This is a genomic window from Mesorhizobium sp. M1307 (assembly GCF_040318155.1).
Lineage (GTDB): Bacteria > Pseudomonadota > Alphaproteobacteria > Rhizobiales > Rhizobiaceae > Mesorhizobium.
The window spans coordinates 1-16653 of record NZ_JAMYLR010000038.1 but is presented as its reverse complement, the minus strand read 5'-3'; the positions used below and the strand labels follow the sequence as shown (position 1 = coordinate 16653).

Here is a 16653-nt window from a genome sequence, read left to right as displayed (position 1 = left end):
CTCTGTTGCGAGTTACTGAATTCTAAGTCTCTTCAAATGCTTTTTGCCTGCTTACCTTGTTCTCTGCAGGAACGTTTAACCCCGAAGATTCCAAATTGCAGCAGGCTCTTGCTGGACGCTCACTGGACAGGATGCCGCTCTCGGCCGACGCTCGAATAGGCTATGCCTTCCTTCACGACGTCCTCGCCGCGATAGACGTTTCGCAGGTCGACCATCACCGGCGTCGCCATCATTGCACGAAGCCGCTTCAGATCCAGTGACCGAAACGCGTTCCACTCGGTGACGATGACGATCGCGTGCGCGCCGTCGGCCACGGCGTAGGCGCTTTCCCCGAATTCAATGCCCTCGATCATCTTGCGCGCCTGCTCCATGCCGACCGGATCATAGGCCTTGATCGAAGCGCCGGCATCCTTGAGCGCCTGAATGATGGCCAATGAGGGGGCATCGCGCATATCGTCGGTGTTTGGCTTGAACGTAAGGCCCAGGATACCGATGGTTTTGCCGCGCACCGAGCCGCCGCAGGCCTCGACAACCTTGCGCGCCATCGCCCGTTTGCGCTGGTCGTTTATCGATACCGTCGTCTCAATAAGACGGACGGGGCTTGCCGCGTCCTGCGCGGTCTTGACCAACGCCAGGGTATCTTTCGGGAAACAGGAGCCGCCGTAGCCTGGCCCGGCGTGAAGAAACTTGGAGCCGATGCGGTTGTCCATGCCGATGCCGCGCGCGACGTCCTGGACATCGGCTCCCAACCGCTCGCAGAGATCGGCAATCTCGTTGATGAAGGTGATCTTCATGGCAAGAAACGCGTTGCCGGCATATTTGGTGAGTTCCGCCGTACGCCGGCTCGTATAGAAAATCGGAGCGACGTTCAGCGAGAGCGGGCGGTAGATCTCGCCCATCACCGCTCTGGCCCTTTCGGCATCGGTCCCGACAATGATGCGATCGGGCCGCTTGAAGTCCTCGATCGCCGATCCTTCGCGAAGAAACTCCGGATTGGAAACCACCGCAAAATCGGCAGCGGGATTTTGCTCGCGGATGATTCGCTCCACCTCATCGCCGGTACCGACGGGGACGGTCGATTTCGTCACCACGACCGTAAACCCCTTGAGTGCGCGACCAACTTCGGCGGCCGCGTCGTAAACGAAGGACAGATCGGCATGCCCGTCGCCACGCCGTGACGGCGTGCCCACGGCGATGAAGACGACATCCGATTGAGAAACCGCATCCGCCAGATTGTCGTCGAATCGCAAGCGACCTTGCAGGGTGTTGGTCGTGACGAGATCGTCGAGCCCTGGCTCGTAGATCGGTATCTTGCCAAGCTTGAGCATGGCAAGCTTTTCCGCATCACGATCGACGCAGCAGACCTGATGGCCAAAATCGGCGAAACAGGCGCCGGAGACGAGCCCTACATAGCCGGCACCAATCATTGTTATTCGCATATTGCGTACTCTCAATCAGCGCCGATGAGGCAACTTCGCCACACAGCGCGTATCCCATTAACAACGGCTACCGCACTCCCGGGTGAAAACCCGAGAGCCGATCCTACAACGATTTACATCGCCTCGCCGCGCCTTACCCTTGCGACTACGCGATGGCTACTAGATCCCTGGCATCCAGATCGACAGGGATCTCGCCATTCATGATGGCAACTAGAACCCGAGCCCTTCCGGCTGGATCAAGCCGGTCAAGGCGACCGATCGTTTCCGCGAGAGGGCCCGAAAGGATTCGGACCGAGGCGCCTGCTGCGAGGCCTCCACTGAAATCAAGCAGCCCGTCCTTACCGGTCAACGCAATGAAACGCTCTACCAGACCCGAGGGGACCGGCAAAGGCCGGTCGCCTTGCGTGACGAGGGAACGCACACCGAATGTTCCATTGACCGAGCGCCAACGTTGCAGCGCAACGTCAAGGGCGATGAACATATAACCCGGGAAATAAGCCGCAGACCGTGTTTCGAGCCGCCGGGCATGACGCACGGTTTTCTCGCAGCGAGGCACAAAGGGCTCGAATCCCTGGATCCGGAGATGCCGCTCTGCGACATGCTCCTTCCCGGGAAAGACGCTGGCCGCATACCAGCGCGTTGCCGGCGCGGCGGTCGGCTCAGGCGACAGGGCTGTTGCCTTGCTCGTTGTTTTTTCCGCGCTACTCACGTGTCTTCCTTCGGCGGTCGGCGGCATGATCTCAGGTCAACGGTTACGACAGTGTGTGGATACCAGCAAGCAACCAAGCCACTAAAGTCAAGGCGGTTGGGTTAAGAATTTCCTACACATTGTCCAGAAATTTAGCTGTGCCTAAATAATCACCGAGCCGCTTTCTTTTTCAGCTGGCTGAGATGCTATGTCGAGCAATTTATTTCCATACGTAGGTGCTTGGTTACGCTGGTCGTGACGAATCGCCCGTTGGTTCTGGTACTTAGTCCGTCGACTTGAAGCTAATGTGACGGATGGCGTCGCGCCTGCCGCCAGCGACAAAGATCCTGCACGGCCACGGCGAAAAATCACTGTCGCGCAGAACAGGTTATCACCGCTCGACCGGCTTCACGAACGCTTCAGCAGCGACCAGACAGCCGGCACCAGGCTCGCGGCCAGCGCAACCTTGATCAGATCACCGACGATAAAGGGCACCACCCCGAACTGCCAGGATTTTTCCGGGCCGATCAACAGCGCCAGCCAGGCAAAGCCCATTGCCATCATGACGATCTCGGCCACCAGCATGGCATTGAAGAGCTTGATAGGATGGCGATCCCAGCCCCGGTCGGCAGCCCAGCCAACGATCGCCGCCATGACGACGAAGCCGGCAAGATAACCGCCGGTCGAACCGAGCATGTAGGCGATGCCGATGCCCTTTTCCGGCGTGCTCTGGAAGACCGGAAAGCCCAGCGCGCCCTCAGCCATGTAGAGAAGCAGCGTGGCGACGCCAAGGCGCATGCCGAAGGCGGCGGCGATCAGCAGGACGGCGAGCGTCTGCATCGAGATATCGACCGGTCCGAGCATGACCTTGGTCTTGGCAGACAAGATCAGCAGCAACGTTCCGGCGATCGCCAGCAAAAGCTGTCCTGCCAGCCGGGCCGCGCCCTTTTCAGGCAAAGCGAGAGAAATGAGCGGACGCATCGTCGTTGCAATTGCCATAGTCTTCCCCGTTCCGGATTGCCGCCGAACGCGGCCTTGCGTTTTCCTATATTGGCTTCCGTGCTATGCGGCAATCGGTTTTGGCCTCGTCCCAAAAAAGGTCGCGACGTTCGCATGGCGCTGAAATTCGATACACGCTTCGATCCGGCCTATGGCCAGGGCGTAGCCGTTGCGCCTGGTATTCAACGCGTCACCGCCAGGAACCCAAGCCCGTTCACCTTTCACGGAACCAACAGCTATATCGTCGGGCGCGAGACGCTGGCGGTGATCGATCCCGGACCGGATGACGAGGCACATCTTCGAACACTGCTCGAAGCGATCGGGACCAGGCCGGTCAGCCATATCTTCATCAGCCACACGCATCGCGACCATTCGCCGCTGGCGGCTCGGTTAAAGCAGCATACTGGTGCGGTGGTTCTGGCGGAGGGCCGGCATCGCCCGGCGCGGCCGTTGCGCACCGGTGAGGTCAATCCACTCGATGCCAGCGCCGACACCGACTTTGTTCCTGATATCGCGCTGCCGGACGATATGGTGATCGACGGCGACGGCTGGGCGATCCGGACGGTGCTGACGCCCGGCCATACCGCCAATCACGCGGCCTTCGCGCTGGAGGGAACCGGCATCCTTTTCTCGGCCGATCACGTCATGGCGTGGGCAACCACGATCGTCGCACCGCCGGATGGCGCGATGGCCGACTACATGACATCGCTCGATCGGCTGATCGAACGTGACGACCGGCTGCTGCTGCCCGGTCATGGTGGGCCGGTGACCGAGCCGCGCAGCTTCATGCGCGGATTGAAAACGCATCGCAAAATGCGCGAACGCGCAATTCTGGAGCGGATCAACAGCGGCGACCGGACAATCAAGGACATGGTGGACGCGATCTATCGAGACACAGACCCCCGCCTGCATGGCGCGGCCGGCCTGTCGGTGCTTGCCCATCTGGAAGACCTGGTGGCGCGCGGCCTGGTCCACACCGATGGCGCGCCGGCTATCGACGGCATCTATTCGCCGGCAACGTAGCACACTTCGGGTATCATTCCGCCGGCGCCACGCCCACCTGGCCGGCGACTTCCTGGTCGAGTTCGGAAAGGAAATCGGTGATGCGCGCTGCATTGTCGCCAAGGTCGTAGCGGCCGTAACGCGAGGCCGAGCGCATATCGACGATGACCGCATCGCCGTCGTCGGTCACGCGGACGGCGACATCGGCGGGAAGACCAAGCAGCAAGCTCTTGGCCAGCGCATCGACCGTCACGTCGCTTTGCCCTGCTGCGTCTGGAAACGGCGCCGTGAGCTCCCAGCCGCGCCGATCGAGCACGGTTTTGACCGCCTCCAGAACGCGATCGAAAGGCAAGGTGTAGCTGCGTCCGCTAACGAGCGGATAAGCTTCGATTTGCAGGCGCTGCTCGCCCGGCGTCGGCGGCAAAAGCTCGTTCATGTCCTTTGTCCGGGTAGAAATATCGAGCACCGGTGGGTCGTCCAAATCCGTCGAGATGTCGCGCAGCGGCGGATAGGTCGCCGCCCAATAGGCCGCGACAGCGTAAGGGATGAGCACCAGAAGCGCCAACAAAGCGCCGGCGGTCAGGTCGTGGCCGCCGCGATCACCGAAATTCCACAATCGCGCAAAGGCAAAGCCGGCAAACAAAAGCGCAAACGCGGCCAGCAAGGCGACAACGCCGAGCACCCATAGGAAAGCCGGCGTCTCGACGAGATCATATCGGTGCCCGATGACAACCGTCAGCAGCAGCACCGCCGAAAAAGCGCCGGTGCGCCGCGACCAACCGGCAGCCCTCGACGTTTGTCGCTCGGGAATTACCATCATTGTTTTCTGCGCTGCCCCAACCCGAACAAAGGCATAGTGCCTTTCAGCGGCGGCTTGAAGGCGAAAAGACGCCGCATCTCCGGTCAATCCGTCGGCAGGTGATAATCCCGGAACTGCTGGCGCAAGGTAATCTTCTGGATCTTGCCGGCAGCGGTGTGTGGAATTTCACCGACAAAAGCGACGTCGTCCGGCATCCACCACTTCGCCACCTTGCCGTCCATGAAAGCCAGGATATCCGTCTTGGTCGGCTCCCTACCCGGCTTGCGCACGACCACGAGCAAAGGCCGCTCGCCCCATTTCGAATGCGGAATGCCGATGGCGGCGGCCTCCGCCACATCGGGATGGCCGACCGCGAGGTTTTCGAGCTCGATGGTCGAGATCCATTCGCCGCCCGACTTGATCACGTCCTTGGCGCGGTCGGTGATCTGCATGTAGCCGCCGGGGTCGATATGCGCGATATCACCGGTATCGAACCAGCCGTCTTGATCGAACTGTTCGGATCCGATGCCGCCATAATAGGCGCGCGCGACGGCCGGCCCGCGGACCTTGAGCCGGCCGAAGGTCTTGCCGTCCCATGGCAGTTCGTTGCCGGCGTCGTCCGTCACCTTCATTTCGATGCCGAACGGTGTAAAGCCTTGTTTCTGCTGGACGCCGAGGCGGGCCTCGCCCTTCAGCCCGGCGTAATCCGGCTTCAGGGTACACAGCGTGCCGAGCGGCGACATCTCGGTCATGCCCCAGGCGTGGACGACCTGGACATCGTAACTGTCCTGGAACTTCGTCGTGATCGCGCGTGGACAGGACGCACCGCCGATGACGACTTTCTGCAGATAGGGAAGTTTCTTGCCGGTCTCTTCCAGATACTGGAGGAGCATCATCCACACCGTCGGCACGGCGGCGCTGAAGGTCACCTTCTCGGTATCGAGCAGCTCGTAGAGCGAAGCGCCATCCATCTTGCAGCCGGGCATGACCAGCTTGGCGCCGATCATCGGCGCGCTCTGGGCAAGGCCCCAGGCGTTGGCGTGAAACATCGGCACGACCGGCAGTATGGTGTCGCGCGACGACAGGCCCATGGCGTCGGGCATGGCGGCGATCATGGCGTGCAGCACGTTCGAACGATGGCTGTAGAGGACGCCTTTCGGGTCGCCCGTCGTGCCCGAGGTGTAGCACATAGCGGCGGCGGTGTTTTCGTCGAATGTCTTCCAGGCGAAGTTGCCGTCGGCTTCAGCAACCCATTCTTCGTACGCAACCACATTGGGCAGCGCAGTCTCCGGCATATGCGCGTTGTCGGTCAGCACGATAACCTGCTTCAGCGACTTGACCGCGCCGGCGATCTTTTCGAGCAGCGGCAGGAAGGTCAGGTCGACGAAGATCGCCTTGTCCCCGGCATTGTTCATGATCCAGGTGATCTGCTCGGGAAAGAGCCGCGGGTTGAGCGTGTGATAGATGGCGCCGACACCCATGATGCCGTACCAGGCCTCGATGTGGCGCGCGGTGTTCCAGGCCAGGGTCGCGATGCGGTCGCCAAGCCCGAAACCGTCACGCTCGAGCCGCTCGGCGACCTTCAGGGCACGATCATGGATTTCGGCATATGTGCTGCGCACGATCGGCCCCTCGATCGAACGCGACACGATTTCGCGGCTGCCGTGCTGCCTCTCGGCATTGTCGATCAGCTTATGGCAAAGCAGCGGCCATTCCTGCATCAGCCCGAGCATCTTGATCCTCCCGTTATTTTTTCGCCATTGTGGGACGAACCGGCGGATTGTCCAGCCAGGATCGGGCTGGAGCGGGGCATGGAGCCAATTGAGGCCGAATTCGCCACAATCCGGCCATGCTCGGCGTTAACGTTGATTAAAAGGTGGGGCGCGATTGGCGAATGAAAGAGGTTCGCATGGACGCGCAGCTCGACGACAAAGCCCTGGAAAATACGCTTGCCGAAAGCCTGGCCGATCTGGTGGCGACCGATGTGGCGCCGGCCGATCTGGTTCCCGGCGCCAAAACCGTTTCCGAAGATGAATTCGTCGAGGTCGTTGGCGGCGCTCTCGAGGCGGTCGGCGGCACACTCCTGTTCAAGATGTGCGTCGAGAACGAGGGCGAAGCCCAGCACGTCGCCGCCGCATCGGTCGGCGATGCCGGCAATCGCCAGTTCCTGCTGCTCACCTTGCCGACCAGCGGTGGTGCGCTGAAGGTCGAGACCACCTCGAAAAGCACCAATCCGGTGGCCGGCATTGCCGCCGCCTATGCCGGGCTGATGGACGCTTTCCAGGCCGCCGCCTGATTTTAGCCGGGATACCGGAGGAATGCGCAAGACTGCCACCTGCGGGCGATGCCCGCTGGTGGCTGGCAGGTCTTGCGCAACGCGCTTGCCAGACACATCTTGGGGTAGAGGCAAGGAGATCCGATATGGACCAGATCGCAAACCCCTCACCCGGCTTTCAGCGCAATCCGGGCAAGGTCATCACAGTCGAGCCTTACAAGGGCACCGTGATGGTGCGCGCCGGCGATGTCGTCATCGCTTCGTCCAACAAGGTCAAAGTGCTGACCGAATCGCCCTACCCCCCGGTTTTCTACATTCCGTTCGGCGACATCGACTTCAAACAGCTTGGCAAGACCGAACACTCGACCCATTGCCCCTATAAGGGCGATGCCAGCTATTGGAGCGTGCTGCCCGCCGGCGATGCAGGCAAGGATGCGATGTGGGCCTATGAGCGGCCGTTCGACGAGATGGCCGATATCCGCGACCACGGCGCGTTCTATCCGAACAAGGTGACCATCGAGGCCACGCCCGACTGATCAGTCGGTGGTGCCTTCATCGCCGACGCCGTCGGCATCGTCGAGACGCACGAAGGTGAGGCCCTTGGCCTTCAGCGCCAGAAGTCCCTGCACCACGCCTTCGCCGGCCGCATGGGTCGGCTGGTTGATGTGAGCGATGATGACGTCGCCGTCGTTCGCCGCGGCAATGCGCCGGGCGGTTTCTTTTGCGCCGAGCAATGAGCCGCCATCGCCGTTGATTGAGAATCCGGCGATCTTGAAACCAAGCTTGCGTATCATCGCGATTGCCGACGGGCTGTATTCGGCGGTTGCGCCGCGAAACCATTTCGGCGCCGGTTCGCCGGTCACGGCAAGCGCGGCAGCACCCGATTCGACCTCGGCCAGCACGGCCTCCGGGCTGCCGGCACTGCGAATGCCGTAGATCTTTTGCGGCGTGTCGACGGCCGGGACATGGCGGCCGCCATGGTTTTCCAATTCAAACAGTTCGGGATGCGCCCGCATGAACTCGACGGCGGCGGCGTTGTGCTTCAGCCAGATGCCGGTGACGAAAATAGTGGCAGGAATCTTGTTTTGCACCAGCGCCGAGAGAATCCGTGTGTCGGTCCTTCCGCCGCACGCATCGAGCGTCAGCGCGACGCGGCCGCCGCCCGCCTCGGCCTTGATGTGCAGCGTCGGTGCGACGAGCAACTGGGCGTTGCCAGGAGAAACAGCCCACAGCGATATCGCAATGGCGCAAAAAAACTTTTGGAACGGGCGCATCGATTATTTCCAGGTCGGCCGGATCAAAGTTGAAGCGGCGACCCCAAGACCGCCATCAAGGCGGAAATCGGGACGATGCCCCTGCAAAAGCGTCGGCAGGAGCAATTTGACCGCCGGTCTGACCTTTGGCAAGCGCGAGGTCACAATGCGTGCTCCACGTCCTTAACCTTACGTGAAAGGATCGCGAGCACCGCGTCGACCACCGCTTTGACCTCAAGTCGCCAGACGCAGCAAGCCTTGCTCGGATCGGGTCGGCGGCACAGGTCCCTGGCTATGCACTCGCAAGGCATGGAGGGCCGCGGCGTAACACTGACCCCGCCGACAGGCCCCCAGACGGCCGGGTCGGTCAGGCCGAACAGGCCGACAGCCGGCGTTCCGGCGGCGGCGGCCATGTGCATCGGGCCACTCTCGTTTCCCAGAAACAGGCGTGCCTGGCCGAGGACCGCCAGGAGCCTTGCCAGCGACAGCGCCCCGACCACGTTGACGACCGGCGAAGCGGCCTTGGCGACGATGCGCTCGGCAGATGCCCGTTCATCGGGGCCGCCGACAAGCAGGAAGTCCAACCCGGTCTGCCGCGAGATCTCGTCGATCGCCAGCGCAAAACGTTCCGGCTGCCATTGCCGCCCCCGGAAGCTCGCTCCTGCATGAACGGCTATGAAGGCGTTACGCCGAAGATGATGCCGGTCGAGGAGCGCCAAAGCCCTGGCGGTCTCCAGCGGCAGCGGCTCAATCGTTGGGACCGGCGCACGCAACTCCACGCCAAGCGCCTCAAGCGGCGAAAGATAGCGGTAGAGATAATGCTGGCCACCAAAGCCAAACGGCTTGGCTAGGACGTTGGCGGGCTGGCGTTCCAGCCAGCGCAACGGTTTTTCAGGAGGATCATATCCGACGCGGGTCTTGGCGTTGACGAACCTGACGATGTTGCGTGAGGTTTTGGAATCGCCAGGTCGATGGTCAGGTCAAACCGGAACCGGCGCAGAGCGCGCACCATCGCGTAAAGCTCGCGACCACGCTGCACAGGGGTGCCACGCATCCGTACGCGCCGGAACGCCACCACGTCCGAGGCGATGCCATGAGCCAACAGGAAACTGGCAAAGTTCGCCTCGCAAAGGAACACTATCCTGGCATTTGGATATTGGAGGCGCAGGTTTCTGGCGAGCGCGGAAGCGAGGACAAGATCGCCGATGAATTTCGTCTGGAGGATGAGAATCGAGCGGACGTGCGTGGGCGGGTTCTGCAACATCTGTTTCTGGCACCGGGCCGGGTTCGGGGGCCGGAAACTGGGCAGAAACGATGTCGGGATTTGGAGCCGACAGACGCACGTTCGCGTGAATTCGGTCACAAATCGGCAAGGTCAGATGCCGGTGGACTCCTTAACTCCTATCCGCGGCCGTTCTTTCGCAGCCTGTACCGCCGCCTGCGCGGCGGCCAGCCTGGCGATCGGCACCCGGTATGGCGAGCACGAGACGTAGTCGAGGCCGACCTTCTCGCAGAAATGGATCGAGGCCGGGTCGCCGCCATGCTCGCCGCAAATACCGAGCTTGATGTCCGGTCGCGTTGCCCTGCCCTTTTCGGCCGCCATCCGCACCAGTTCGCCGACGCCCTCGATATCGAGCGACACGAACGGATCCTGCTCGATGATGCCTTTTTTCCGGTAGGTCTCGAGGAACGAGGCCGCATCGTCGCGCGAGATGCCGAAGGTGGTCTGGGTCAGATCGTTGGTGCCGAAAGAGAAGAATTCGGCCGCCTCGGCAATGATATGAGCGCGGATCGCGGCGCGCGGCAGTTCGATCATCGTGCCGGTAAGATAGTCGATCCTGACACCGGTCTCCTCCATCACGCTCTTGGCGACGGCATCGATCCGCGCCTTGACGTAGTCGAGCTCCTTCGCCAGCCCGACCAGCGGCACCATGATTTCGGGGACCACCAGCGCGCCGGCCTTCCTGCCGGCCTCCACGGCCGCCTCGAAAATGGCTCGTGCCTGCATCTCGGCGATTTCGGGATATGAGACGGCAAGCCGGCAGCCGCGATGGCCGAGCATCGGATTGAACTCGTGCAACGCTTCGGTGCGCCGCCGCAGCTTGTCCGGCGACACATTCATGGCGGCGGCGACCTCGGCCACCTCCTCCTCGGTCTTCGGCAGGAATTCGTGCAGCGGCGGATCGAGCAATCGGATCGTCACCGGCAGCCCGGCCATGATCTCGAACAGCTCGAGGAAATCCGAGCGCTGCATCGGCAACAGCTTGGCCAGCGCCGTTCGCCGATCCTTTTCCGTATCGGCCAGGATCATCTCGCGCATAGCAACGATGCGGTCGCCGTCGAAGAACATGTGTTCGGTGCGGCAAAGACCGATGCCTTCGGCGCCGAAGGACCGCGCCATGCGCGCATCCAGCGGCGTCTCGGCATTGGTGCGCACCTTCATGCGGCGCGCGCCGTCGGCCCACTCCATGATGGCGGCGAAATCGCCCGAGAGTTCCGGCTGCAGCATCCGTACCGCGCCTTTCAGCACCTGGCCGTTGCCGCCGTCGATGGTGATGATATCGCCCTTGCGGAACGTCGATCCCATCGCCATCAGCGTGCCGGCCTTGTAGTCGACGCGCAGCGAGCCGGCGCCCGAAACGCAAGGCTTGCCCATGCCGCGCGCCACAACAGCGGCGTGGCTGGTCATGCCGCCGCGCGTCGTCAGGATGCCTTCGGCCGCATGCATGCCATGGATGTCTTCGGGGCTGGTCTCGATGCGCACCAGGATCGCCTTGCGGCCTTGTGTCTTGGCCTCCTCGGCGTCGTTCGAGGAAAACACGATTTCGCCGGTGGCAGCACCTGGCGATGCCGGCAGGCCGACGCCGATGATATCGCGCGCCGCCTTCGGATCGATCGTGGGATGCAGCAACTGGTCGAGCGAGGCCGGATCGATGCGGGCGACGGCCTCCTCCTTCGTAATCAGCCCGTCCTTGGCCATGTCGACGGCAATCTTCAGCGCTGCCTTGGCGGTGCGCTTGCCTGACCTGGTCTGCAGCATCCACAATTTGCCGCGCTCGATGGTGAATTCGAGATCCTGCATGTCTCGGTAATGTTTTTCCAGGCGGTCGGAGATGCTGACGAAAGCCTGGAAGGCGTCCGGCATCAGTTTCTGCAGCGACGGCTTGTCGGAGCCGGCGGCAATGCGCGCCGCCTCGGTGATGTTCTGCGGCGTGCGGATGCCGGCAACGACATCCTCGCCCTGCGCATTGACCAGGAACTCGCCGTAAAGCTGCTTTTCGCCGGTCGAAGGATTGCGGGTGAAGGCAACGCCGGTGGCCGAAGTGTCGCCCATATTGCCGAAGACCATGGCCTGAACGTTGACCGCCGTGCCCCAGCTTGCGGGAATATCGTGCAGGCGCCGGTAGGTGATGGCGCGGTTGTTCATCCAGCTGGAAAACACCGCACCGATGGCGCCCCACAGCTGCTCGTTCGGATCCTGCGGAAACGGTTTGCCGAGCTCCTCCTCGACCTTGGCCTTGTAGAGCGCGATCACGCCTTGCCATTCGATGGCCGTCAGCTCGGTGTCGAGCTCATGGCCGAGGCCGCCCTTCTGGTCTTCGAGAATTTCCTCAAAGACCTCATGGTCGAGGCCCATGACGACATCGGAATACATCTGGATGAAACGGCGATAGCTGTCATAGGCAAAACGCGCGTCGCCTGAATCGGCGGCCAGGGCTTCGACCGTCTCGTCGTTGAGGCCGAGATTGAGCACGGTGTCCATCATGCCGGGCATGGAAGCGCGGGCACCGGAGCGCACCGACACCAAAAGCAGTTTCGAGGGATCGCCGAAACGGCGCCCGGTCAGCCGGCCGATATGGTCGAGGGCGACCGCAACATCCGCTTCCAGCGAGGCCGGATACGCGTGGCCGTTGGCGTAATAGGCGTTGCAGACCTCGGTGGTGATAGTGAATCCTGGTGGCACCGGCAGGCCCAGGCTGCACATTTCGGCAAGATTGGCGCCCTTGCCGCCGAGCAGATTGCGGTCGCCGGCACGGCCTTCCGCCGCTCCATCGCCAAAGGTGTAGACCCATTTGGTCATGCTTGCTCCCCGGTTGCAGGAGATTGGAAATACTGACAAATCGAGCGATATGATGCTGCAGTGCGAAAGGCAAGGCATCGACCAAGCCGGCCGGCCTCTACAATCGATTAAGGAAAACCGGCGCCGAAAAGACTTGCTTTTTGGAAAGCTTTGTTGTAGAACATATCGAGAACAAAAGGCAGAGCGATGAGAATGACCGGAAAGCTCGATTATCTGGAAATGCCAGCGACGGGCGGAACGCTGGACAGCGTGAAGGCTTTCTACAGCGCGGCCTTCTCATGGACGTTCACCGATTACGGGCCGACCTATTCAGCTTTTGCCGAAGGGCTGGACGGCGGTTTTCAGGCGGATGGGCAAGATGCGCCGGCCAAGCCGCTGCCCGTGCTCTATTCCGAAAGGCTGGAGGAAACATTGAGCGCCGTCGAAAATGCCGGCGGCACCATCGTCAAGCCGATCTTTTCATTCCCCGGCGGCAGGCGGTTCCATTTCGTCGATCCGGCCGGCAATGAAGTGGCGGTGTGGGGTGAATAGGTCCGTTCAAAGTGACGATTGCAAAACTGGCGGGTCGGTCGCGCATAGTCGATATGTCGGCATTGAGCTTTCTCGCGGCTCGTCCTATAAGGCCGCGCGCACAGCGGGCACGCTCCGGCTGTTGGGGCGTCGCCAAGTGGTAAGGCATCGGTTTTTGGTACCGACATTCCCAGGTTCGAATCCTGGCGCCCCAGCCAGTTCTCCAATTCTGACGATCCCCCGAGTCGTAATCTCAGTTGCAGACACCTTGGTCGCGGACTGGTATCTGCGGTATCTGTCCACAACAAATTGGTGTCTCCGGCAGAGAGCGCGATCCGGCTGGCATCTTAGTTTAATGTCGGCTCAATTGGCCGGCAGTCAAATGCATCTTGTGGAGAAAAGCAGTTTTTCTGCCACGGCTTGGCGTTCGATCTTATAGTTTGAGACTTTTATAATCAAAAACATCGGGATTTTTTGTCGCTTTTCTTCAGATAAGTCAGCGCTCAACGCCTATCTAGTAGCAACCGGCGCAATCATCAAACTAATTTTTAATAAAATTCAATTTCGTTTTTAACGACGGCGATCATGTTATCTTGTGCTGTCAGCAACAAGTAGAATGTCGTAGAAATATCAATAAGCATCGTTTGGAAAAAGACGTGGGGCATCTCTGAAGATAAATTTGCTTTTATCGCACAATGTCGACTATCCGTAAGTATATTTTTCGCCGCAACGTGAGAATCCTGCCGCCGATCAATCATTCTATCAGGGCGTGCAGGTATGTGATTTGGCGCTAATATACACCTTCTAGTAGGCAGGCATCCGCGGGGCGCTATCGAATCAAAATGAGGGATTATGGATGGCGACTCTCCATTACACGTCGGGCGGATCCGGCACGGACATTGCAAAAGCCGGATTCAATCTGGCTAGCGTGCAATATGTTGACCAGGTCAACGAGCTGCCAGAGGGCATGAAAGGCTTGGTCTACCTCGACGAGGCCAACGGAGTAACCCAATCCTTTATCGACAAGGTTACTCCTTTCCTCGGCAATCCGAACGTATTTGGGTTCTTCCTGGTTGACGAGCCGGATCCCACCGGCCAATGGGGTACCTACGCCTCTGCCGCAAATCTGAAGGCAGAATCCGACTGGATCCATGAGCATTTTCCAGGCGCCAAGACCTACATCACAATGATGAGCTTGGGGACGTCGGCGAATCCGGATTTCAGGGGCACGTACAATCCCGCCAATACGGGTATCGATTACTACGGCATAGATGTCTATCCGGTCCGCACGGATGGCCCGGTCGACTACAACATGATCGACAAATTCGTCGCTGCCGCTCAGGCATCGGGCATCCCGACGAGCCAGATCGTTCCGGGCTACCAGGCGTTTGGAGGCGGCGAGTATAACACCGATATGGGTGGCAAATATGTGGTGCCCACCGCCGCCCAGATGGAAATCATGATGGAGCACTGGGCCAAGCTGGTTCCGTCACCCGCCTTCGACTACGCATACGCCTGGGGTTCGCAGCGAGGCGACACAGCGTTGGAGAGTTCTTCGGAACTGCAGGCCGTTTTCCGGGAACACAACCTTGCAACGACGGGGACCACTCCGCCTCCCGTCGACACAAGCGACACCTTGTATGGCACCAGCGGCGACGATGTGTTTCACGGGGCCGGCGGCCACACAATGATCGGCTATGGCGGCAATGACACCTATTATGTCGATGACATCCGCGACAAGGAGATCGAGGCTGCGGGCGGCGGTACCGACAAAGCACTCGCCTCCGTAAGTCATACCCTTGCGGCCGGCTCCGAGATCGAGCTTCTCGCCACCAACAATGCATCAGGCACGGCGGCAATCAACCTCACCGGCAATGAGTTCGCCCAGACCATCCAGGGCAATGCCGGCGCGAACGTTATCAATGGCGGCGGTGGCGCCGACACCATGACCGGCTATGGCGGCAACGACACCTACTATGTCGACAATGCTGCCGACAAAGTGGTCGAGGCCGCTGGCGGCGGCTCCGACAAGGTGCTCGCCTCTGTGAGCTATGTCCTTTCGGCCGGCTCGCAGATTGAGCTCCTCGCCACCACGAACCCGTCCGGTACGACGGCGATCAATCTGACGGGCAACGAGTTCGCCCAGACCATCCAGGGCAATGCCGGCGCCAATGTCATCAACGGCGGACGCGGCGCGGACACCATGATCGGTTATGGCGGCAACGACACCTATCATGTCGACAATGCTGGCGACAAAGCGATCGAGGCGGTAGGCGGCGGCACCGACAAGGTGATCACTTCGATGAGCCATGCGCTTACCACCGGCTCGCAGATCGAGCTTCTCGCCACCAGCAATCCGTCCGGCACGGCGCCGGTCCACCTCAACGGCAACGAGTTCGCCCAGACCATCCAAGGCAATGCCGGTAGCAATGTCTTCAATGGCCTCGGTGGTGCCGACACGATGGTCGGCTATGGCGGCAACGACGGCTACTATGTCGACAATGTCGGCGACAGAGTGATCGAGGCGGTAGGCGGCGGTCGCGACAACATAGCCACCACGGTGAGCTATGCGCTTGCGGCCGGCTCGGAGGTCGAGCTTCTCGCCACGAGGTATCCCTCCGCCACCACGGCAATCAACCTGACCGGAAACGCCTTTGCCCAGACCATCCAAGGCAATGCCGGCGCGAACATCATCAACGGTGGCGGCGGTGCCGATATTTTGAGCGGTAACGGAGGCAACGATGCCTTCGTGTTCAATAGCGCCCTTGGAGCCGGCAATATCGACAAGGTCACCGACTTCAACAAACTCCACGACAAGATCCACCTCGACGACGCCGTTTTTGCCGGGCTTAAGCTGGGTGGCCTTTCATCCGATGCTTTCTTTGCTGGCACGGCTGCGCATGACAGCTCCGACCATATAATCTACAACAGCTCAACCGGGGCGCTCTCTTTCGACAGCGACGGGATCGGTGGCGCAGCTCAAATACAGTTCGCCACCCTCTCTCCAGGTCTGTCGCTTGCAGCAGGTTCGTTTCTTGTGATCTGAACGACCCGGAACGGCGGACCTTCAACTCGAGGTGTCCGCCGCTCTATCTTTGTTCAAGCGCCGGATTTCCGAGATAGATGTTTTGGCCGGTGTTGTCCCTGGAGCTAGCGGGCGAGCCCCTCCATTAGATGAGCGAGAAAACGAGTGGTCTCTTTCGAGTGAGTGTCCTTCGGGATCATCGCTGCGAGCGCCCTGCCATCGCTGATCGGCTCGTGCGAGTCCTCCCCTGTCAGCGGACCCACCGTACCGACGCAGCATGAATGACGGCGAGGCGCCGTGGCCGACCATGAGTGCCACTCACGGTTAAAGATTCTCCTCAGGTGAAGGCGGCGCAAACCATACACACATTCGAGCTCGTCTACTCCGATGCGCATTCGGGGATCGCTCCCAGTGGTCGCGAGAGATTGCTGCACGCCACCTGACGTCCGTGGTTTCTTTCATAAGAGGCGTCGGTGGCCTCATCTGGTGTCAATACGGATTTGGGTATAGCCGCAGTCGTCAAAAACGCTCAAACGTCTTGCGAACGTCGCTACTTACCTGAGCAGAGATGCGGAGCTCCAT

Annotated in this window: 14 protein-coding genes and 1 tRNA gene; 6 read left to right on the top strand and 9 right to left on the bottom strand. The window is 60.8% G+C overall.

All coding sequences use genetic code 11. The annotated features are described in order from the left end of the window. Positions 1-119: 119 nt before the first annotated feature. From NKH16_RS27570 to NKH16_RS27560, 3 genes are all read right to left on the bottom strand, one after another. Positions 120-1439, bottom strand: a complete 1320-nt coding sequence (locus NKH16_RS27570; protein WP_352902830.1) for a UDP-glucose dehydrogenase family protein — start codon at positions 1437-1439, stop codon at positions 120-122. Between the two features lie 145 nt (positions 1440-1584). Beyond that, a complete protein-coding gene (nusG, locus tag NKH16_RS27565) occupies positions 1585-2148 on the bottom strand; it encodes a transcription termination/antitermination protein NusG (RefSeq protein ID WP_023721763.1) in 564 nt (187 codons plus the stop codon). Positions 2149-2535: 387 nt separating this feature from the next. Beyond that, a complete protein-coding gene (locus NKH16_RS27560) occupies positions 2536-3126 on the bottom strand; it encodes a biotin transporter BioY (RefSeq protein ID WP_352902827.1) in 591 nt (196 codons plus the stop codon). Positions 3127-3240: 114 nt separating this feature from the next. On the opposite strand from NKH16_RS27560, the gene NKH16_RS27555 reads away from it, so the two are divergent. After that, entirely contained in the window at positions 3241-4149 is a 909-nt protein-coding gene (locus tag NKH16_RS27555; protein ID WP_352902824.1) for an MBL fold metallo-hydrolase, read from the top strand. Positions 4150-4162: 13 nt separating this feature from the next. On the opposite strand, the gene NKH16_RS27550 is transcribed toward NKH16_RS27555, so the two are convergent. Together NKH16_RS27550 and NKH16_RS27545 are read right to left on the bottom strand one after the other, a co-directional pair. Beyond that, positions 4163-4948 carry a DUF1499 domain-containing protein gene (locus NKH16_RS27550; protein WP_352451724.1) on the bottom strand — a complete coding sequence of 262 codons (786 nt, stop codon included), beginning with the start codon at positions 4946-4948 and terminating at the stop codon, positions 4163-4165. A gap of 83 nt (positions 4949-5031) precedes the next feature. Further along, positions 5032-6660, bottom strand: a complete 1629-nt coding sequence (locus tag NKH16_RS27545; protein WP_352902821.1) for a fatty-acid--CoA ligase — start codon at positions 6658-6660, stop codon at positions 5032-5034. A 176-nt stretch (positions 6661-6836) separates the two neighbouring features. On the opposite strand from NKH16_RS27545, the gene NKH16_RS27540 reads away from it, so the two are divergent. Next, positions 6837-7223, top strand: coding sequence for a hypothetical protein (locus tag NKH16_RS27540; protein WP_023678741.1), 387 nt, complete (start codon positions 6837-6839; stop codon positions 7221-7223). A 125-nt stretch (positions 7224-7348) separates the two neighbouring features. Then, the gene (locus tag NKH16_RS27535) at positions 7349-7738 is read left to right on the top strand and encodes a DUF427 domain-containing protein (protein ID WP_352841030.1); all 390 of its coding nucleotides are present in this window, start codon (positions 7349-7351) and stop codon (positions 7736-7738) included. Here the strand turns inward: NKH16_RS27535 and NKH16_RS27530 are convergent, their stop codons facing one another. The 4 genes from NKH16_RS27530 to ppdK all read right to left on the bottom strand — a co-directional run bounded on the left by NKH16_RS27530 (position 7739) and on the right by ppdK (position 12536). Continuing rightward, on the bottom strand, positions 7739-8476 hold the full coding sequence (locus NKH16_RS27530) for a polysaccharide deacetylase family protein (protein WP_352902817.1): 738 nt from the start codon (positions 8474-8476) through the stop codon (positions 7739-7741). It abuts the gene before it with no gap. Between the two features lie 140 nt (positions 8477-8616). After that, entirely contained in the window at positions 8617-9339 is a 723-nt protein-coding gene (locus tag NKH16_RS27525; RefSeq protein WP_352902815.1) for a glycosyltransferase family 9 protein, read from the bottom strand. After that, positions 9303-9719, bottom strand: a complete 417-nt coding sequence (locus NKH16_RS27520) for a glycosyltransferase family 9 protein (RefSeq protein WP_352902812.1) — start codon at positions 9717-9719, stop codon at positions 9303-9305. Before NKH16_RS27520 ends, NKH16_RS27525 begins: the two co-directional genes overlap by 37 nt. 111 nt (positions 9720-9830) lie before the next feature. Next, the gene (gene ppdK / locus NKH16_RS27515; protein ID WP_352902809.1) at positions 9831-12536 is read right to left on the bottom strand and encodes a pyruvate, phosphate dikinase; all 2706 of its coding nucleotides are present in this window, start codon (positions 12534-12536) and stop codon (positions 9831-9833) included. A gap of 186 nt (positions 12537-12722) precedes the next feature. Between ppdK and NKH16_RS27510 the strand changes: the two genes are divergently transcribed. The 3 genes from NKH16_RS27510 (at position 12723) to NKH16_RS27500 (ending at position 16092) form a co-directional block, all read left to right on the top strand. Continuing rightward, entirely contained in the window at positions 12723-13067 is a 345-nt protein-coding gene (locus NKH16_RS27510) for a VOC family protein (RefSeq protein WP_352902806.1), read from the top strand. Between the two features lie 122 nt (positions 13068-13189). Continuing rightward, positions 13190-13264, top strand: a tRNA-Gln gene (locus NKH16_RS27505). 638 nt (positions 13265-13902) lie between these two features. Continuing rightward, entirely contained in the window at positions 13903-16092 is a 2190-nt protein-coding gene (locus tag NKH16_RS27500; protein ID WP_352902804.1) for a calcium-binding protein, read from the top strand. Positions 16093-16653: the final 561 nt, after the last annotated feature.